The 18,896-nt window shown below is 76.0% G+C and carries 14 protein-coding genes; 9 read left to right on the forward strand and 5 right to left on the reverse strand.

Going from position 1 to position 18,896, the window contains the following annotated elements:
- From ND486_RS19480 to ND486_RS19500, 5 genes are all read left to right on the forward strand, one after another.
- Entirely contained in the window at positions 1-861 is an 861-nt protein-coding gene (locus ND486_RS19480; protein ID WP_251785633.1) for a LytTR family DNA-binding domain-containing protein, read from the forward strand.
- The gene (locus ND486_RS19485) at positions 858-1,196 is read left to right on the forward strand and encodes a hypothetical protein (protein WP_208826170.1); all 339 of its coding nucleotides are present in this window, start codon (positions 858-860) and stop codon (positions 1,194-1,196) included. Before ND486_RS19480 ends, ND486_RS19485 begins: the two co-directional genes overlap by 4 nt.
- Positions 1,193-2,860 (forward strand): cation acetate symporter, encoded by a 1,668-nt coding sequence (locus tag ND486_RS19490; RefSeq protein WP_251785634.1) that lies wholly within the window; start codon positions 1,193-1,195, stop codon positions 2,858-2,860. Before ND486_RS19485 ends, ND486_RS19490 begins: the two co-directional genes overlap by 4 nt.
- Positions 2,861-3,049: 189 nt before the next feature.
- The gene (locus ND486_RS19495; protein ID WP_251785635.1) at positions 3,050-3,403 is read left to right on the forward strand and encodes a DUF485 domain-containing protein; all 354 of its coding nucleotides are present in this window, start codon (positions 3,050-3,052) and stop codon (positions 3,401-3,403) included.
- Complete coding sequence (locus ND486_RS19500; RefSeq protein ID WP_251785636.1) at positions 3,400-5,022, forward strand: cation acetate symporter; 1,623 nt, start codon at positions 3,400-3,402, stop codon at positions 5,020-5,022. Before ND486_RS19495 ends, ND486_RS19500 begins: the two co-directional genes overlap by 4 nt.
- Positions 5,023-5,092: 70 nt before the next feature.
- Here the strand turns inward: ND486_RS19500 and ND486_RS19505 are convergent, their stop codons facing one another.
- From ND486_RS19505 to serS, 3 genes are all read right to left on the reverse strand, one after another.
- Entirely contained in the window at positions 5,093-8,512 is a 3,420-nt protein-coding gene (locus ND486_RS19505; protein WP_251785637.1) for an ATP-dependent DNA helicase, read from the reverse strand.
- Positions 8,513-8,545: 33 nt separating this feature from the next.
- On the reverse strand, positions 8,546-9,559 hold the full coding sequence (locus ND486_RS19510; RefSeq protein WP_251785638.1) for a glycoside hydrolase family 16 protein: 1,014 nt from the start codon (positions 9,557-9,559) through the stop codon (positions 8,546-8,548).
- A gap of 727 nt (positions 9,560-10,286) precedes the next feature.
- Positions 10,287-11,537 carry a serine--tRNA ligase gene (gene serS / locus ND486_RS19515; protein ID WP_062400542.1) on the reverse strand — a complete coding sequence of 417 codons (1,251 nt, stop codon included), beginning with the start codon at positions 11,535-11,537 and terminating at the stop codon, positions 10,287-10,289.
- A gap of 80 nt (positions 11,538-11,617) precedes the next feature.
- Here serS and ND486_RS19520 point away from each other — a divergent pair, with 80 nt between their 5' ends.
- Positions 11,618-12,466, forward strand: coding sequence for an LLM class F420-dependent oxidoreductase (locus ND486_RS19520; RefSeq protein WP_251785639.1), 849 nt, complete (start codon positions 11,618-11,620; stop codon positions 12,464-12,466).
- 10 nt (positions 12,467-12,476) lie between these two features.
- Positions 12,477-13,151 (forward strand): phosphatase PAP2 family protein, encoded by a 675-nt coding sequence (locus ND486_RS19525; RefSeq protein ID WP_251785640.1) that lies wholly within the window; start codon positions 12,477-12,479, stop codon positions 13,149-13,151.
- Positions 13,152-13,256: 105 nt separating this feature from the next.
- Here ND486_RS19525 and ND486_RS19530 read toward each other — a convergent pair whose 3' ends face one another.
- The gene (locus ND486_RS19530; RefSeq protein ID WP_251785641.1) at positions 13,257-16,748 is read right to left on the reverse strand and encodes an ATP-dependent DNA helicase; all 3,492 of its coding nucleotides are present in this window, start codon (positions 16,746-16,748) and stop codon (positions 13,257-13,259) included.
- A 44-nt stretch (positions 16,749-16,792) separates the two neighbouring features.
- Here ND486_RS19530 and ND486_RS19535 point away from each other — a divergent pair, with 44 nt between their 5' ends.
- Positions 16,793-17,074 carry an MGMT family protein gene (locus tag ND486_RS19535; RefSeq protein WP_251785642.1) on the forward strand — a complete coding sequence of 94 codons (282 nt, stop codon included), beginning with the start codon at positions 16,793-16,795 and terminating at the stop codon, positions 17,072-17,074.
- A 6-nt stretch (positions 17,075-17,080) separates the two neighbouring features.
- On the opposite strand, the gene ND486_RS19540 is transcribed toward ND486_RS19535, so the two are convergent.
- Entirely contained in the window at positions 17,081-17,710 is a 630-nt protein-coding gene (locus tag ND486_RS19540) for a TetR/AcrR family transcriptional regulator C-terminal domain-containing protein (protein WP_251785643.1), read from the reverse strand.
- Positions 17,711-17,790: 80 nt separating this feature from the next.
- Here ND486_RS19540 and ND486_RS19545 point away from each other — a divergent pair, with 80 nt between their 5' ends.
- On the forward strand, positions 17,791-18,744 hold the full coding sequence (locus tag ND486_RS19545) for a zinc-binding alcohol dehydrogenase family protein (RefSeq protein WP_251785644.1): 954 nt from the start codon (positions 17,791-17,793) through the stop codon (positions 18,742-18,744).
- Positions 18,745-18,896 lie beyond the last annotated feature (152 nt).

Raw genomic sequence — 18,896 nt, forward strand, 5'->3', positions numbered from 1 at the left:
GTGACACCCTCCGCCGAGCCGCTGCGCGTGCTGGCCGTCGACGACGTCGCCCCCGCCCTCGACGAGATCTGCGCGTTGCTGGCCGACGCACCCGACGTCGGCGAGGTCGCCCGGGCCGGCGGCGCGGTCGAGGCGCTGCGCGCGATACCCACCGGCCGGTTCGACGCCGTCTTCCTCGACATCACCATGCCCGGGATGGACGGCCTGGAGCTCGGCGGCGTGCTGGCCGCGATGGCCACGCCGCCGGAGATCGTCTTCGTGACGGCGTTCGAGGAGCACGCCGTCGCCGCGTACGGCCTCGGCGCCGTCGACTACCTGCTCAAACCGGTCGGCGCGGACCGTCTCGCCGACGCGCTCGGCCGGGTGCACCGGGCCCGGGCGGGCCGCTCGGCCGCCGGGCCGGGCACCCCGGGGGCGGTCACACCGGAACCGGCCGGGCCCGCGCTCCCCCGCGTCGACGAGCTCGCCGTGCTGCCGGTGGAGGCCGCCGGGCGCACCCGCTACGTCCGCCGCGAGGACGTCCGCTTCGTCGAGGCCCACGGCGACTACGTGCGGCTGCACCTGCCCGGGGGCTCGCACCTGGTGCGGATCCCGCTGTCCCGGCTGGAGGAGCACTGGGACCCGCACCGCTTCGTCCGCGTGCACCGCAGCTTCCTGCTGCACCTGCCCGCGGTCCGCGAGCTGCGCAGCGACGCCGGCGGCGGCCTGCTCGCCCACACCGACGCCGGCGACGTGCCGGTCAGTCGTCGCCACGCCCGGGACCTGCGCGACCAGCTGCTCGCCGCGGCCACCGCCGGGGCGCTCGACGGCCACCGCGCCCCCGACGGCGACGGCCCGGGAAGCGACCGGGGGCGGCCGTGACCGCCCGCCCGCGCCGGGTCGCGGTCAGCGCACCGCCCGAGCGGGGTACCGCCGTACCGCGCCCCCAGCCGGCTGCGGCGCTCGACCCGGGGCTGGCCGAGCGGGCCCGCGGGCTGCGCCGGGCCCAGCTGCGGCGCGCCGTGGTCACCCTGGCCTGCGCCGCGGTGCTGCTGTTCGGGCTGCCGGTGCTGCTGCGGCTCGCGCCGGACCTGGCCCAGTGGCGGGTCGGGGGGCTCCCGCTGGGCTGGATCGCGGTCGCCTGGCTGCCGTACCCGCTGCTCGGCGTGCTGGCGTGGTGGCACCTGCGCCGGGCCGAACGCGCGGAACGCCCGTGACGGCCGCCGCGGTCGTCGCCCTGCTGCTGGTCACGGTGCTGATCGGGGCACGTGGCGTCGCGGCGATGCGCACCACCTCGGACTTCCTCGTCGCGTCCCGGCGGACCTCGCCGATGCTCAACGCGGCCGCGGTCTCCGGGGAGTACCTGTCGGCGGCGTCGTTCCTCGGCGTCGCCGGACTGGTGATCAAGGAGGGCACCGGGGCGCTCTGGTACCCGGTCGGGTTCGCCGCGGGCTACCTGCTGATGCTCGCGCTGGTCGCCGCGCCGATGCGCCGCTCCGGGGCGCTGACCGTGCCCGGGTTCGCCGAGGCCCGCCTCGGGTCGCGGTCGCTGCGCCGGTTCTGCGCGGTGGTCGTCGTGGTGATCGCGGTGCTCTACCTGGTGCCGCAGATCGTCGCGGCCGGGCAGCTGCTCACGCTGGTGTCGGGCGTCGACTACTGGGTCGGGGTCGTGGTGTCCGGCCTCGCCGTCGGCCTGACCCTGGCGCTGGGCGGGATGCGCGCCGCCACCTACGTGCAGGCGTTCCAGTTCGCGCTCAAGCTCCTGCTGTTCGCCGGGCCCGCGATCTGGCTGCTGCTGCTCGCCGGGCCGCAGCTGCGCGCCGACATGGCCGCACCGCCGGAGTTCACCCGGTTCACCGCCGAGACCCCGGTCGACTTCCGGCTCGACACCGAGCTCGTGCTGACCGAGCCGACCGTCGTGGTCGTCGACGGGGTGCCGGTCCCGCTCGCCCCCGGCCCGCACCACGCCGCCGCCGACGCCGTCTGGGTCTTCCCCGACGGTGCCGCGGTGCCCGAGCTGGGCGGCGACCGTGCGTCGCTGCCGGTGCCCGGCGGTGCCGAGTGGGCGCTGCCGCTGCTCGGCACCGCCGACACCTCGCCGCTGCTGACGACCTGGTCGGTGCTGGTCGCGACGGCGCTGGGGACGATGGGGCTGCCGCACATCATCGTGCGGTTCCACACCAGCCCGGACGGGCGCGGTGCCCGGCGCACCGCGGCGATCACCGTCGCGATGCTCGGCGCGTTCTACCTGTTCCCGATCGTCTACGGGCTGCTCGGGACCGTGCTCACCCCCGAGCTGTACCTCTCGCAGGGCACCGACACCGCGATCGTCACGCTGCCCGGCCGGGTCACCGGCGGTGGCACCGCGGCGGCGCTGACCGCGATGCTCACCGCGGGGGCGTTCGCCGCGTTCCTGGCCACCTCGCTCGGGCTGCTGCTCGCGCTGTCCGGGGCGCTCGCCCACGACCTCATGCCATCGGGTCTGCGGCGGCTGCGGCTGACCGCGCTGGCCGCGTCGGCGGCCGTCGTACCGGCGGCGCTGCTGATGGTGCGCGTCGACGTCAGCGCGGCGGTGACCTCGGCGTTCACCGTCGCGGCGTCGACGTTCTGCCCGCTGCTGGTGCTCGGCCTGTGGTGGAAGGGGCTGACCGCGCGCGGCGCGTACGCAGGGATGGTCACCGGGCTGCTCGCGACGGTCGGGTCGATGGCGCTGGGCGCCGCGCTCGGGCTCGGCGGGACGGCGGGCATGCTGCTCGCCCAGCCCGCGCTGTGGTCGGTGCCCTGCGCATTCCTCGTCATGATCGCCGTGTCACTGGGCGATCACGTTCCGTCGGACGCGGAAGTTACGATGCTGCGGCTCCATCTGGCCGATCGGGAGTGAGCGCTTTAGCGTAGCGGCGACATCGGAGTCAAGACCGCTCGTCGTTCGGTGCCGCGCTCGATCGTCCGGTCGTCGGCCGCTCGCATCTTGGGCCGCCCGGAGCGTGCGTGTGGGGTTCCGCACACGGCCCGAAGGCCCTTTCCTGGGTCCGGTCCCGTGGCCGTGCGTGGCTTGTGCAAGGAGGCATACGTGAGTACGACCGAGTCCGACGAGCAGCCAGGCGGTCCGACGCCGGGCACTCCCGACTGGGCCGCCGTGCAGGCGAGCCCCGACTTCCAGGAGCTGCGCAAGCGGCTGCGCGGCTTCGTGTTCCCGGTGACCGCCGGGTTCCTGGCCTGGTACCTGCTGTACGTGCTGCTCGCGACCTTCGCGACGGACTTCATGGCCACCCCGGTGCTCGGCAACATCAACCTGGGTCTGATCCTCGGGCTGCTGCAGTTCGTGTCGACCTTCGCGATCACCGTGGTCTACATCCGCTACGCCGACCGCGTGCTCGACCCGCTGTCGTCGAAGCTCCGCGGAGAGATCGAGGGGACCCGATGAGCACGACCGTCCTGGCGGCGACCGCGGACAGCAACCCGGCGCTCAACATCTCGATCTTCCTGGCGTTCGTCATCGTGACGCTGGGGATCGTGTTCTACGTCAACAGCCGGCACGCCAAGAAGACCGCGGCCGACTTCTACACCGCCGGCGGCGGCTTCTCCGGCACCCAGAACGGGTTCGCGATCGCCGGTGACTACCTCTCGGCGGCGTCGTTCCTGGGGATCGCCGGTGCCATCGCGATCAACGGCTACGACGGCTTCCTCTACTCGATCGGGTTCCTGGTCGCGTGGCTGGTCGCGCTGCTGCTGGTGGCGGAGCTGCTGCGCAACACCGGCCGCTTCACCATGGGCGACGTCCTGGCGTTCCGGATGAAGCAGCGCCCGATCCGCGCCGCGGCAGCCACCTCGACACTCGCCGTGTCGTTCTTCTACCTGCTCGCGCAGATGGCCGGTGCCGGTGCGCTGGTCTCGCTGCTGCTCGGCATCTCGGGCGGCTTCGCCCAGGGCGTCGTGATCGCGGTCGTCGGCGTCGTGATGATCGCCTACGTCCTCATCGGCGGCATGCGCGGTACGACCTGGGTCCAGATGATCAAGGCGGTGCTGCTCATCGCGGGCGCGCTGGTCATGACGATCTGGGCGCTCGCCCTGTTCGGCTTCAACTTCTCGTCGATCATGCAGGCCGCCGCGGACGGCTCGCCGAAGGGCGAGGGCCTGTTCGCCCCCGGCCAGCAGTACGGCGCGTCGCTGACCTCGCAGATCGACTTCATCTCCCTCGGGATCGCGCTCGTCCTCGGCACCGCGGGCCTGCCGCACGTGCTGATGCGCTTCTACACGGTGCCGACGGCGAAGGAGGCCCGGAAGTCGGTCGAGGTCGCGATCTGGCTGATCGGCCTGTTCTACCTGTTCACCCTGGTCATCGGCTTCGCCGCCGGTGCGATCGTCGGGCCGGAGGCCATCCAGGCCGCGCCGGGCAAGGTGAACTCCGCCGCGCCGCTGCTCGCCGCCGCCCTCGGCGGACCGGTCCTGCTCGGCATCATCGCCGCGATCGCGTTCGCGACGATCCTGGCGGTCGTCGCCGGGCTCACGATCACCGCGTCGGCGTCGTTCGCGCACGACGTCTACATCAACGTGATCAAGCGAGGCGAGGTCGCGGACACCGAGGCCACCCAGGTCCGGGTCGCCCGGCGGACCGCGATCGTGATCGGCATTGTCGCGATCGTCGGCGGCATCCTCGCGAAGGACCAGAACGTCGCGTTCCTCGTGGCGCTGGCCTTCGCGGTGGCGGCGTCGGCGAACCTGCCGACGATCCTGTACTCGCTGTTCTGGAAGCGGTTCAACACCACCGGCGGCCTGTTCTCGATCTACGGCGGTCTGATCAGCACCCTGGTGCTGATCGTCTTCTCGCCGGTGGTCTCCGGGAAGGAGACCTCGATCTTCCCGACCGTGGACTTCGCCTGGTTCCCGCTGGCCAACCCGGGCCTGGTGTCCATCCCGCTGTCGTTCCTGCTCGGCGTGATCGGTACCTACATCGGGCAGAAGCGCCACGACGGCAGCAAGTACGCCGAGATGGAGGTCCGGTCCCTGACCGGTGCCGGCATCGCCAAGGCCGAGGCGCACTGACCGCAGGCCACCCCCACGCGGAGAGCCCGCGTCCCCGTCACCGGGGGCGCGGGCTCTCCGCGTCCTGCGGCTACACCTCGGCGGCGGAGACGGTCGGCACCCCGGCGACGAGGTCGTGCAGCGCGCGGGCGTCGAGCAGGTCCGCCGGGCGCAGGGTGACGTCGTCGCGGACGTAGTGGAACGCCGCCCGCACCCGGTCCGGCTCGACGTCCTGCAGGGCCGCCCATGCCAGCCGGTAGGCGGCGAGCTGCACCCCGACCGCCTGCCTGCGGTCCTCGGCGGGCAGGCGACCGGTCTTCCAGTCCACGACCGTCCAGCCGCCGTCGGGGTCGGCGAACACCGCGTCCATCCGGCCGCGCACGGCGACCCCGGCCAGCACCGTCTCGAACGACACCTCGACGTCGACGGGCCGCCGGTCCGCCCACTCCGACGCCTCGAACGCGGCCTGCAGCTCGGCGAGCTCGGTCGCGTCGGCCTCCGAGGAGACCGACTCGTCGGCGGCGCCGGGCAGCTCGTCGATGTCCAGCAGGCGTTCCGCGCCGAAGCGCTGCTCCAGCCAGGCGTGGAACGCGGTGCCGCGGCGGGCGTGCCGGTCGGGCGGCATCGGCACCGGACGGCGCAGCCGCACGGCGAGCGCGTCCGGGTCGTCGGCGAGCTCGACGAGCCGGCTCACCGACAGCCGCCCGGGCAGCGACACCGTGGGCCGCTGCGCGGCGGCGGCCCGCTCCGCGAGCAGGACGTCGACGTCGGCGGCCCAGCCCTCGGGGTCGCCCTCGGCGTCGACCACACCGGTCCCGGGCTCCGCGCCGGGAGCCGCGGGCAGCTCCAGTGCGAGCTGGTCGGCGGGCGCGGCGCGGCGCGGCCGCTTCGGGCGCCGGGCCCGCAGCGCGGTGCGGACCAGGTCGGCGCCGGAGCGGACGTCGTCGGCGCGGTCGCCGAACGGGTCCGGCGGCCACTGCGCGGTCCGTTCGACGCCCAGCGCCGGGTTGCCGGTGTCCAGCTCGGGCGGCGGCGCCCACTGCTCCAGCACGCCGACCTCGGAGCCGCCGGGGCCCTCCAGGATCTCGGCGAGCTCGGTCAGGAACACCGACGGTTCCTTCGGCTTCTCCCCCGTCGCGGGCCAGCGGTGCCCGGACACCAGCAGCACCCGTTCGGACCGGGTGAGCGCGACGTAGAACAGCCGGCGCTCCTCGGCGAGGCGGCGCTCGTCGAGGGCGTCGTCGTGGTCGTCGAGCGCGGTCTCGACCTGTTTGCGGTCGGAGCCGGGCGGGGGCAGGTGCAGGCCGGGCAGGTCGTCGGCGTCGCCGCGCAGCGGGACCGGCAGCGCGGCCGGGTCCTTCAGCCAGGAGCCGGACATCTTGCGGCCGGGGAAGACCTGCGCGACCAGGTGCGGGACGGCGACGACCTCCCACTCCAGCCCCTTCGCCGCGTGCACGGTGAGGATCTGCACCCGGTCCGGCGCGACCTCGACCTCGCCGGGGGTCAGCCCCTCCTCGGCCTGCTCGGCGGTCTCCAGGTAGTCGAGCAGACCCGGTAGCGACGGCACGTCCGCACCGGCGGCGAAGTCCGCGACGACGTCGGCGAACGCGTCGAGGTGCGCCCGGCCGGTGGGGCCGGGGCGGGCCATCGTCTCGACGTCGAGCAGCAGGGTCCGCTCGACGTCGGCCACCAGGTCGGTCAGCGGGGCCGCGGTGCGGGCGCGCAGCTGGGCGAGCTCACGGCCGATCCGCCGGATCCGGTCGAACCCGGCCGGGGAGTAGCGCTCCGGGCCACCCGGGTCGTCGAGGGCGTCGACGAGACCGGCCTGCTCGGCCTGCTCGCCGGGCAGTGCGCCGAGGGCGAGGTCGGCGGCCGACAGCGGCCCGGGGCGGGCCGGGCGGTGCGGGACGAGCTCGCGGGCGCGCTGCCACAGCGCGGCCAGGTCGGCGATCCCGAGCCGCCACCGCGGCCCGGTCAGCAGCCGGACGGCGGCCGGCCCGGCGAGCGGGTCGGACACCACCCGCAGCGCGGAGACCAGGTCGCGGACCTCGGGGGTGGACAGCAGCCCACCGAGCCCGACCACCTCCACCGGGACCCGCCGGTCGCGCAGCGCGGCGGCGAGCGCGTCCATGTCGGAGCGGCGCCGGACCAGCACGGCCGCGGTGGGCGGGGTGCCCTCGTCGTGGCCGGCGTGCCAGCGCTCGGCGATGCCGTCGGCGGTCCAGGCCACCTCGGCCGCGACGTCGGGCAGCAGGGCGGCCCGGACGTCGCCGGGGCCGGCGCCGTCGAGCGGGCGCAGCTCCCCCACCCGCACGGTGCCGGGCGCGGTCCGCAGCGGCTCGGAGACCCGGTTGGCCAGGACGAGCACCTCGGACGGGTTCCGGAAGCTGGTGAGCAGCCCGTGCACGGGCGCGGGGTCGCCGCCCGCGGCGGGGAAGTCGGTGCGGAAGCGCGCCAGGTTCCCGGCGCTCGCGCCCCGCCAGCCGTAGATCGACTGGCAGGGGTCGCCGACCGCGGTGACCGAGCGGTGGTCCGGGCCGTCGTCCGGCTCCGGGGCGAGCCCGGGCGGCACGCCGAACAGGGCGCGGAGCAGCACCCGCTGGGCGTGCCCGGTGTCCTGGTACTCGTCGAGCAGCACGGCCCGGTACTGGGAACGCTCGATCCGCCCGACCTCCGGGTCGGCCTCGGCGATCCGGGCTGCGAGGGCCATCTGGTCGGCGAAGTCCATGGCCTGCTCGGCCTGCTTGCGCCGGGCGAACTCCTCGACCAGCGGCAGCAGCTCGCAGCGCATCCGCTGCCCGGCGATGCGGGCCTTGTACCCGGCCGAGGGCTCGGCGCGCTGCCGCTTGCCGGGCGGGGCGTGCTCCAGCACCGGCAGCATCCGCTCGGCGAGGCGCCGCACCTGGTCCGGTTCGACGAGGTGCTCCCCGAGCTCCCCGGCCAGGGAGAGCAGGTAGCCGGTGACGGTCGCGGGGACCCGGTCGATCTCCAGGTCCGCGGCCCAGGTGGAGACGACACGGTGGGCCAGCTGCCAGGCCGCCGTCGGGCCGAGCAGCCGGGCGGCGGGCTCGGCGGGCAGCCGCAGCGCGTGCTCGCCGACCAGGCGACCGGCGTAGGCGTGGTAGGTCGCGACGGTGGGCTCGCCCGCCAGCAGCGCGGCGCGCCGGGCACCCGACGGGTCCAGGTCGTCGAGCAGCCGGGCCCCGGCGAGGCGGCGCAGCCGGGACCGGACGCGGGTGCCGAGCTGCTGGGCGGCCTTGCGGGTGAAGGTGAGTCCGAGGACCTGCTCGGGCAGCACCCGGCCGGTCGCGACCAGCCAGACGACGCGGGCCGCCATCGTCTCGGTCTTGCCGGCCCCCGCCCCGGCGACGACGAGCGCCGGCCCGGCGGGCGCGGCGATGACGGCGGCCTGCTCCTCGGTCGGCGGGTGCAGACCGAGCGCGTGCGCCAGCTCGGCGGGGGTGGGGTCCACACGGACCGTTCTACCCGGCGTCACCGACAGATCCGCCATCCGGCGCCGTCCCGGCCCGGGACCGGCGGTGGATCAGCGGCCGGCGTCGTCGACCGGTGCGAAGACGCGGGCCCAGTCGACCTGCAGGCGTACCTCGTCGGGGGTGGTCGCGTCCGGGCCGGGGATCCACCCCGACGCCGGGCCCTGGTCGAGCTGGACGGCCAGGTGCATCGGGGTGGTGGGGATCGCGCGGCGGTCGGTGACCTCCCACTTCTTCACCCCGTCGACGTACCAGGTGATCCGGTCCGGCAGCCACTCCAGGGCGAAGGTGTGCCACCGGGTGAAGTCGCCGGGGGTGTCGGTGGACAGGATGTGGTTCTGCGCGCCGTAGTGGACGAAGGCGGTGGCCGCGTGCCGGTCGCCGAACGGGATCTCCATCATGTCGAGCTCCCCGTCGTCGGGGAACCGCTCGGAGTCCGGCCAGAGCAGGATCGCGGGGCTGTAGCCGTTGCCGACGTCGGTGCGGGCGCGGAACTCCCAGCGGCCGTAGAGCCGGCCGTCGTGCATCGCGACACCGCCGGAGACGCCCCCGCCCGCGGCCCGGGGGCGCGCGGTCACGGTGAGCAGGCCGTCGCCGACGTCGACCGCGGACGGGCGGCGCAGGCCGTTGCCGAACCCGCCGGGCGAGTTGTAGACGCTCCAGGTGGAGCGGTCGACGCGGGAGCCGTCGAACTCGTCGCCACCGACCTGGCGCCACTGCTGGGGCGGGGGCGGGGGCGGCGGGGGCGGCAGCTGGTTGTCCAGTGCGGAGGTCGCCGGGTCGGCGGCGACGGCCGTGCCGTCCGGCGGGACGAGCACGGTCCAGGTCAGCCCGGCGGCGGCGACGAGCACCAGCGCCATCGCTCCGGTGCCGTGCGCGATCCGGCGGCGCAGGCCGGTGACGGCGCGGTCCGGGCGCTCACGACGTCCGGTCCGCCCGGCACGGTCCGCCCGTCCGGCACCGTCCGGGATCTCGGCCCGGACGACCGTGGCACGGGCTCCGCGGTCGGTGGGGCGGATACGGGAGGTCGTGGCGACCGGTTCCGGCGTCGTGGAGACACGCGCCACGGGGGTCCTCGCCACGGGGGGCCGGACCGCGGGTGCGTGCGCTGCCGCCGGAGGCCGGGGCGCTCGGCGTGGGCCGGGGACGGGGTCCGGGGCGGTACGCGTCCCCGGGGCGGGGCGCGACGGCGCGGCCACCCCGCGTACGGGGCGGCGGGACTCCGGGACAGGGTGGGCGGGGGTGCCGTCCGCGGCGGGGAGGGCGACGGTCGACGCCACGATGTCCTCGGGGCGGGCGACGGGTCCGCGGGCGGCGGACCGGGCGGGCTCGGAGCCGGCTGCCGACGACGTCCGGCGGGCCGGCGGCACCGGCCCGCGGCGACCGGCCGTCGGCCACGCCGCGTCCACCGGGTCCGCAGGCGCGGCCGCCGGAGCCACCGTCCTCCGGGCGGCAGGCTGCGGCGCGGGCGGGACCGCGGGTGCCGTCGTCCGGGGCGTGGACGACGCGGCCCGTCGCCCGGTCGGCCACGGTGCGGCGGCACGACGTCCGTCGACGGGCGGCTCGGGCGAGCGGTGCCGGCCGGAGTCCGCGGTGTCCGGCCGGTCCTCGGAACGGTGGGAGCCGGGACGGCGGGCGTCGGCCCCGGCGGGGACGGCGTGGCGCGACGTGTCCGGGCGCTCCCCGGCCCGCGACGCACCACTTCCCGATCTCTCCACGCAAGCAGGACGCGCGGGCCCCCGTCCGGTTGCCCCGTCGGGAGGTCGCGCGCGTCACCCCGCCTGCGACCGGGGATCAGGCGGGCGGGGTACCGACGGTCGCGGGGGCACCGTAGGACCGCAGGACCTCCGGGACCGTGACCGTCCCGTTCACGTCCTGGAAGTTCTCCATGATCGCGAGCATGGCGCGGGCGGTGGCGCCGGTCCCGTTGAGCGTGTGCACGTTCTCGGTCGGCGCTCCGGCCTCGCGACGGAACCGGACGTTCAGGCGTCGTGCCTGGTAGTCGGTGGTGTTGGAGCACGAGGTGATCTCGCGGTAGCGCTCCTGGACCGGGAACCAGGCCTCGATGTCGTACTTCTTCGCGGCCGGGTTGCCGAGGTCGCCGACGGAGATGTTCTGCACCCGGTAGGGCAGCCCCAGCTCCTGCACGATCGACTCCTCGTGGGCGAGCAGCTCCTCGTGCACGTCCTGGGAGTTCTCCGGCAGGCAGTAGACGAACATCTCGACCTTGTCGAACTGGTGCACCCGGAACATGCCCTTGGTGTCCTTGCCGGCCGCGCCGGCCTCGCGACGGAAGTTCGTGGAGAACGCGACGTAGCGCGCGGGCAGCGTGTCGAGCTCGACGATCTCGTCCATGTGGATCCCGGCGAGCGCGACCTCGGAGGTGCCGGTCAGGTAGAGGCCGTCCTTCTCCAGCTCGTAGAGGTTCGACGCCTCGGTGGGCAGGAAGCCGGTGCCGTACATCGCCCGCTCGTTCGCCAGGACCGGGCCGAGCACCGGGACGAAGCCCTCGCCGGCGAGCTTGTCCATGACGTAGCGGAACAGGGCCATCTCGAGCCGCGCGACGTCGCCGAAGCGGTAGGCGAACCGCGACCCGGACAGCCGCGCGCCGCGGGCCATGTCGACCCGGCCCGTCGACGACGCCAGGTCCAGGTGGTCGCGCGGGGTGAAGTCGAAGACCGGCGGCTCGCCCCAGGTACGGACGGTGACCGCGTCCTCCTCGGCCATGCCGTCGGCGGCGGTCGGGTCGGGCAGGTTCGGGATGCGGGCGAGGAGCTCGGAACGCTCGACGTCGGCGGCGGCGAGGGCGTCCTCGGCGGCGCGCAGCTCCTCCTTCTCCTGCTTGAACTGCTCGACCTGCTCGGGGGTCGGCTTGCCCTTGGGCCGCTGCTTGGCCGCGGCGCGCAGGCTGCCGACGCGGTCGGTGGCCTCCCGCCAGCGGGCGTCGACCTCCAGCAGGGCGTCGAAGTCCGCGGACGCGCCGCGACGGGACAGCGCCGTGCGGAAGGTGTCCGGGTCCTGTCGGGCCGCCTTGAGGTCGATCACTGCTGTTCCAGCCTCTCGCGTAGTGGAGGGGCCATCGTAGGACCGGGAATGATCGGACCCGCGCGGTGGTAGTCCCCACCATGAGTGTTCCCCTCGGCCGGTACGGCGTCTGGCGGCACGAGACCGGGTTGTCCCCCGATCTCGCCGTGGAGATCGAGAAGCTCGGGTTCGGTGCGGTGTGGGTCGGCGGCTCCCCGCCCGGTGACCTCGCGCTGACCGAGTCGCTGCTCGACGCGACGACGTCGCTGGCCGTGGCCACCGGCATCGTCAACATCTGGGCCACCCCCGCCGACGAGGTCGCGGAGTCCTTCCACCGCATCGAGAAGCGGCACCCGGGCCGCTTCCTGCTCGGGGTCGGCGTCGGACACCCCGAGGCCACCAGCGACTACACCCGCCCCTACGCGGCGCTCGTCGCCTACGTGGACCGGCTCGACGAGCTCGGCGTCCCCACCGAGGGGCGTGCCCTCGCGGCGCTGGGCCCGAAGATGCTCGACCTGGCCCGTGAGCGGTCCGCCGGGACGCACCCGTACCTGACCACGCCCGAGCACACCCGTTCGACCCGCGAGCGCTACGGCACCGGAGCGCTGATCGCCCCGGAGCACAAGGTCGTGCTCGACGACGACCCCGCCGCCGCCCGCGCCCTGGGCCGCCCGGCCGTCGAGAAGCCCTACCTGGGCCTGGTCAACTACCGGAACAACCTGAAGCGGCTCGGCTGGGCCGAGTCCGATCTCGACGACGGCGGCAGCGACGCCCTGATCGACGCGCTCGTCGCGCACGGCACCCCCGAGCAGGTCGCGGCCCGGCTCGACGAGCACCTCGACGCCGGCGCCGACCACGTCTGCGCCCAGGTCATCACGCGCGGGATGGCCGAGCCGGAGGGCGACCTGCGGCGGCTGGCGAGCGCGCTGGGGCTCGGCAGCGCGGGCTAGCCTGGGCCGGGTGCGCCCCACCCCCGACGACCCGTCCCTGCTGGGACCGTTGCGACGGCCGGCGCCACTGATCGTGGCGGCGGCCGTCGCCGTCTTCACGGTCCTGGCCTGGGTCTACCGCGGCGATGCGACCGCCGGGCGGATCGACCGGGGCGCCGACACCGCGGTGGACGCGCTGGGGCACCGCTCGGGCTCCCTGCTCGCCGATGCGGTGACCTTCGGGTCCCCGCCGACGGTCGTGCTGTGCGCGCTGCTGGTCGCCGGGCTGGCCCTGTACCTGCGACGACGGCGCCTGGCCGTGCTGGCCGTCGTCGGCCCCGGCCTGACCGGCGTCGCGACGACGGTGCTCAAGCCGCTGATCGGCCGGACCATCGGCACCGCCACCGCGGACGGCTACGCCTTCCCCTCCGGCCACACCGGCGGCGCGGTGTCGATCGGGCTCCTCGTCGCGCTGCTGCTGGTGGGGCTGCTGCCGGTGGCCCGCACCGGGCCCGCCGTCGCCACCCTGGCCGCGACGGCGCTGCTGGCCGGCGGCACCGTCGGCGCGGGCATGGTGCGGATCGGGGCGCACTACGCCACCGACACCGTCGGCGGGTTCTGCGCCGCGGTCGCACTCGGGCTGGGCTCGGCGCTGGTCATCGACCGGGTCGCCGACCGCCGGATCCCGCCCGTCCGCACGACCTGACCGGGGTCCGGCACCGCAGGGGTGGAGCCCGGGCCGGCGGCACGACCTGACCGCGGGCCGGCACGGCCGGGTGTGAGGTCCGTCCGGGTACGGGACCGGACCCGCTCACCCGTCCACCACCGTCCGGCCGGTCTCGACCGCGGGGCAGCTGGTGCGGACCGGGCACCGGTCGCAGTCCGGCCCGGCGCGGGCGACGAACACCGCACCCGCCGAGTCCTCGGCGCAGGTCATCAGCACGTCGCGCCAGTGCCCCATCTCCTCCGGGCGCAGCGCCGCCTGCTGCGGCTCCTTCGCCTCCCCGTTGGCCTTGCGGTCGGCCAGGAACAGCAGCCGCGCCCCGCCCGGCTCCACCCCGCCCCCGACGAGCTGGTCGAACGCGCCGAGCGAGGCCGCGAGCTGGTAGACGGCCAGCTGGTGGTGCTCGGCGGTGGCCCGGGCCGAGGTGGCCGTCTTCCCGGTCTTGACGTCGACGACGACGGGGCGCCCCTGGTCGTCGCGTTCGAGCCGGTCGACCCGGCCGCGGAGCCGGACCCGCCGGGCCGCCCGCGCGGCCCCGCCGCCGCGTCCGCCCGCGCCGTCGCCGTCGGTGTCGACCGGGAGGAGCGCGGCCCCCGCCGGGTCGTCGTCGCCCGCACCGATGCCGCCGGGGGCCAGGCCCGGGTCGTCGCCCTCGCTGTCGTCCTCGCCGTCCAGGTCCAGCTGCACCGGCTGCTCGACGGCCACCAGCTCCAGTCCCTCGGTACGGCTGCGGCGGACCCAGTCGTCGAAGGCGGCGAGCATCTCGCGCACCCGGACCAGCTCGCGGCGCCCGAACCACGGCGCCCCGGAGTCCAGCCGCCGCCACGCCGAGCGCAGCGCCTCCTCCAGCTCGACCGGGTCGGCCCCGGCGGCGCGGGCCTGCACCAGCGCGTGCACCAGGGACCCGGTGACCGCCGACAGCGCGCCGGTCTCGTCGCCGCCGTGCCGGGACAGCACCCAGCGCAGCGGGCAGCCGGCGATCGTCTCGACGTCGGAGGGCGAGATCGGGACGAGCTCGCCCTCGGCGCGCAGCGGGGCGCCGTCGGACAGGTCGGCGACGCCGTACCAGTCGTCGGGGTGGGCCCCGGGGACGCCGTCGGCGGCGAGCCGGGCCAGCTGGGTCGCCGCCCGGTGACGGCGTGCGGCGCGTCCCGGGTCGCCATGGTCGGGTTCGGTGACGGCGCGCCGCAGCTCCCCGACCAGCTCGGCCATCACCAGGGAGCGCTCGGGCCGGTGCACCGGGCGGGCCTCGGCGGCGTCGGCGGGGCGGGGGTCGAGCTCGTCGAGGAACCGGGAGGGCTGCTCGTCCTCCCCCTGCACGGCGCTGACCAGCAGCGTCGTCCGGGCACGGGTGCAGGCGACGTAGAACAGCCGCCGCTCCTCGGCGAGCAGTGGCGCCGTGCGGGAGACCGCGTCGTCGGGGGCGGCGACCCCGCCGACGAGGTCGACGAGCCGTTCGTGGCCGAGCAGGCTGCCGCGCAGCCGTACGTCGGGCCACAGCCCCTCCTGCACCCCGGGCACCGCGACGACCGTCCACTCCCGGCCGCGGGCGCCGTGTGCGGTGAGCAGCTCCACCGCGCCGCCCCGGGGCGCCTGCGGGGCCAGGGTCTCCCCCGGCAGCTGCTGGTCGAGCAGATACTCCAGGAACCCGCCGACGTCGGCGCCGGGCAGCCGGTCGGTGTAGCGGGCGGCGGCGTCGAACAGGGCCAGGACCGCGTCGAGGTCCCGGTCGGCGGCCGCTCCGCCGGGGCCGCCGCGGGCACTGGCCTCGCTCCAGCGCTTCGCCAGGCCGGTGCGCCGCCACACCTTCCACAACGTCTCCTCGACCTGCTCGCCCGCGCCGATCGAGCGGGCGGCGGTGTCGAGGAGGCGGCCCACGTCGCGCATCGGGGCGGCCTCGGCGGGCGAGAGCATCGGCAGCGGGTCGGGCCGGCCCGCGACGGCGTCGCGCAGCATCCCGACCAGCAACGGGTCGCTGCTCGCCGCGGCCGGGTCGACCTCACCCGCCTCGACGCGCTCGTCGTCGGCGAAGGTCCGCACGTCGTGCCCCGCGGCGGCGTGCATCCGCAGCAGGCCGCGGCGCAGCCGCCGCATCCGCATCGGGTCGCCGCCGCCCAGCGGTGAGGTGAGCAGGGAGGTCGCGAGGTCGGCGTCGACCGCGGACGGCCGCCATGCCGCGCGCAGCACCAGGAGCAGCGGCACGACGGCGGGCTGGCGCGGCAGCGGCACCTCGTCCGGTGGTGCGGCCAGCGGGACCCCGGCCGCGGCCAGCGCCCGCCGCAGCGCGGGCAGGGTGCGCCGCGCGGACCGGGACAGCACCGCCATGTCCGACCAGGGCACCCCGTCGACGAGGTGTGCGCGCCGCAGCCGGTCGGCGATCCACCCGGCCTCCGCGGACGGCGACCCGAACACCCGGACCTGCAGCGCCTCGCCCACCCCGGACCCGCCCGGGGCCTCGGGGGCCGGGTCGTCGTGCTCCGGGCCGCGCCGGGTCCGGGTCACCCCGGAGCCGGGCAGCTTCTCCGCCACCCGCAGGCCCGCCGCCCGCACCCCGGGCCGCTGGCGGTGGTCGACGGTGAGGACCTCGGTGGGCGCGTCGAGCACGGTCAGGCCCTGCGGGTCCGCACCACGGAAGGTCAGGACCGCCTGGTCGGGGTCGCCCGCGAGCAGCGTGGACCCCGCGTGCTCGGCCAGCGCCGCGACCAGCTCCATCTGCTGCGGGTCGAGGTCCTGCGCGTCGTCCACCAGGAGGTGACGGACCCGGCGCCGCTCCTGCTCCCGCAGGTCCGGGTCCGCGGCCAGGGTGTCCAGCGCGGCGGCGACGAGCTCGGCGGAGTCCAGCGCCGGGGCCGTCGCCTGTGGTGCGCCCCGCCCCGCCGCCCCGCGGAGCAGCGTGACCTCCTCGTAGGTGCGGAAGAACCGGGCCGCGGCGACCCACTCCTCGCGCCCGTGCTCGCGTCCCAGCTCGGCCAGCTCGCGTGGCCCCAGCCCGCGCTCGGCCGCCCGCAGGAGCAGCTCCCGCAGCTCCGCGGCGAACCCGGGCAGCCCGAGGGCCGGGTCGAGCCGCTCCGGCCAGCCCGAGCCGGGGACGGTGCCGCCCCAGCAGTCGATCTCCCCGGCGAGCAGCTCGCGGACCACCACGTCCTGCTCGGCCGAGGCCAGCAGCCGCGGCGGCGGGTCCTCGTAGCGCGCGGCGTGCAGCCGCAGCACCCCGAACGCGTAGGAGTGCACCGTCCGCACCAGCAGCTCGCGGGTGGTGCGCACCCCGAAGTCCCCGGCGAGCTCACCCCCGCCCGCGGTCAGCAGCGACGTGAGGCGGCCACGCAGCTCCTCCGCGGCCCGGCGGCTGCCCACCAGCAGCAGCACCGACCCCGGCGGCTCCCCGGCCCGGATGCGGCGGACCACCGCGTCGAGCAGCAGGCTCGTCTTGCCCGTGCCCGGGCCGCCCAGCACCCGCAGCGCGCCGCGCTCGTGCGCGAGCACCCGCGCGGCGGCGCCGGTCCACTCCCGCACGGGAGCCGGCCGGGGGTCCGCACGCACCAGGCGCGGCGACGCCTGCTCGGCGGCTGTTCGGCTCATGGGGCGATGAGACCACGGGGCACCGACAGCGTCAGACTGCAGGCGTGGACTCCGAGACCCTGGAACGGGTGCGCGAGGTCGTCCGGTCGATCCCGCCCGGGCAGACCCTCAGCTACGGCGAGGTGGCCGAGCTGGCCGGGATCCGCTCAGCGCGCCTGGTCGGCCGGATCCTCGCCGAGGACTGCCACGACCTGCCGTGGCACCGGGTGCTGCGCTCCGACGGGCGCTCGGCCCCGCACATCGCCGCCGAGCAGGCGGCCCGGCTGCGGGCCGAGGGGATCCTGATGGTCGACGGCCGGCTGCCCCGTGAGCACCGCAGGCGCTGAGCCGACTCAGGCCCGCCGGCGTGCCCCGATCCCGGCGACGATCGCCTCCACCCCCCAGGTGAAGGTCTCGACCGGCAGCGCGGCGACCTCGTCGCTCAGCGCGTGGGTCAGCGGCTGGGCGTCGGGGTCGAGCCGGGCCCGGCGCCGTTCGGCGGTGTAGGCCGCACCCCGGACCGGGTCGTGTCGCTGCTGCTCCTCGATGACGTGCCCGACGACGAACGCGTTCACCGTCGTCAGCGCCCGCTGCGCGTCGAGCGGGGTGAACCCCTGCGCGACGAGCGCGGCCAGCGGCACCTCCAGAGACCGCAGGGCCGCGTCGTCGAGCAGGTAGGTGCCGGCCACGAGCAGAGCGCCGTCCCGGTGGCCGAGGAGCGTGTCCCGGCTCGTGGTCGCCGCCGACCGCAGCAGGTCCGCCCAGCCCAGTCCGGCGGCCTCGCCCACCCGTTCCAGCATCCGCCGCACGATGCGCGTCGCCATCTCGTCGCGCAGGGCCGCCATGTCCGGCAGGTGGTAGTAGAGCGCCCCGGCACGCACCCCGAGCCGGGTCGCGAGCGCGCGGGCGGTGATCGCGTCGAGGCCTCCCTCGGCGAGCAGGTCGAACGCGGCGTCGACGATCGCGTCGCGGTCCAGAGCCACGCCGCCCCCTTGACGTTGAACAGTGTTCAGAGGAGTGTATGCGACCTCGGATCTGAACACTGTTCAATGGAGGTGTCCTCATGAAGGCAGCCGTCGTCTCGACCTTCGGCGCGCCGCCGGCCTGCGCCGACTTCCCCGACCCCGTGGCCGGTGACGGCACGGTCGAGGTCCGGATGCTCGCCGCCGGGGTGCACCAGCTCGTGCGGTCCGTGGCCGCGGGCACCCACTACTCCGCCGGGGACACGCTGCCGTTCGTCGCCGGGGTGGACGGGGTCGCCGAGCTCGACGGCCGCCGGATCTACACCGGCGGCTGCCCCACCCCCTACGGGACGATCGCCGAGCGCACCGTGGTCCCGGCGGGGTGGGCGGTGCCGGTGCCGGACGCGCTGCCGACCGAGCTGGCCGCGGCGGTGGTGAACCCGGCGATGTCGTCGTGGATGCCGCTGGTCGACCGGGGCGTCCCGGCGGGTGGCACGGTCCTCGTCCTCGGCGCGACGGGTGCCTCCGGCGGGCTCGCCGTACGGATCGCCCTGCACCTCGGCGCGGACCGGGTGATCGCCGCGGGGCGCAACCCCGTCGCGCTGGAGCAGGTCGCCGACGACGACCGGGTCGTCCCCGTCCGGCTCTCCGACGACCCCGCCGCGACGACCGCCGCCCTCGCGGCCGTGCTCGACGGCGGCCCCGACGTCGTCCTCGACTACCTGTGGGGACCGGTCGCCGGGGCGACCTTCGAGGCACTGCGGTCGGGCAGCCTCCGGCACGGCGGCCGGCCGGTGCGGTACGTGCAGATCGGGGCGCTCGCGGGCCGGACCGTCGCCCTCGACGCGTCGATCCTGCGTGCCCGCCGGATCGAGGTGTCCGGCAGCGGCGGGGGCAGCATCGACCCCGCGCTGCTGTTCGCGGAGCTGCCGCGCCTGCTCGACGCCGTCGCGACCGAGGGGCTCCGGATCCCGCTGCGGGTGGCGGAGCTGGGAGACGTGGAGCGGGCCTGGACCGCGGACGAGCCCGGACGCCTCGTGGTCACCACAGGCTGAGCGCTCTGCTCACCATGACGCAGCAGTGGCCCGCCGCCCGGTCGAGGCGCACGTTCTCGCCCTCGCCGGGGCGGAAACGTGCGTCTCGATGCGCCGGGCCGAGCGACGTCACAAGGCTCGACGGGGCTGCCGGTGGGCTGCTGCGTATCGGT

It is taken from the genome of Pseudonocardia sp. DR1-2, from assembly GCF_023717215.1.
Lineage (GTDB): Bacteria > Actinomycetota > Actinomycetes > Mycobacteriales > Pseudonocardiaceae > Pseudonocardia > Pseudonocardia alni.

Excerpts from the sequence above, each read along its gene's own strand:
- ND486_RS19500 (WP_251785636.1), top strand. The coding sequence starts at position 3,400 with ATGAGCACGACCGTCCTGGCGGCGACCGCGGACAGCAACCCGGCGCTC.
- ND486_RS19505 (WP_251785637.1), bottom strand. The coding sequence starts at position 8,512 with ATGGCGGATCTGTCGGTGACGCCGGGTAGAACGGTCCGTGTGGACCCC.
- ND486_RS19520 (WP_251785639.1), top strand. The coding sequence starts at position 11,618 with ATGAGTGTTCCCCTCGGCCGGTACGGCGTCTGGCGGCACGAGACCGGG.
- ND486_RS19530 (WP_251785641.1), bottom strand. The coding sequence starts at position 16,748 with ATGAGCCGAACAGCCGCCGAGCAGGCGTCGCCGCGCCTGGTGCGTGCG.
- ND486_RS19545 (WP_251785644.1), top strand. The coding sequence starts at position 17,791 with ATGAAGGCAGCCGTCGTCTCGACCTTCGGCGCGCCGCCGGCCTGCGCC.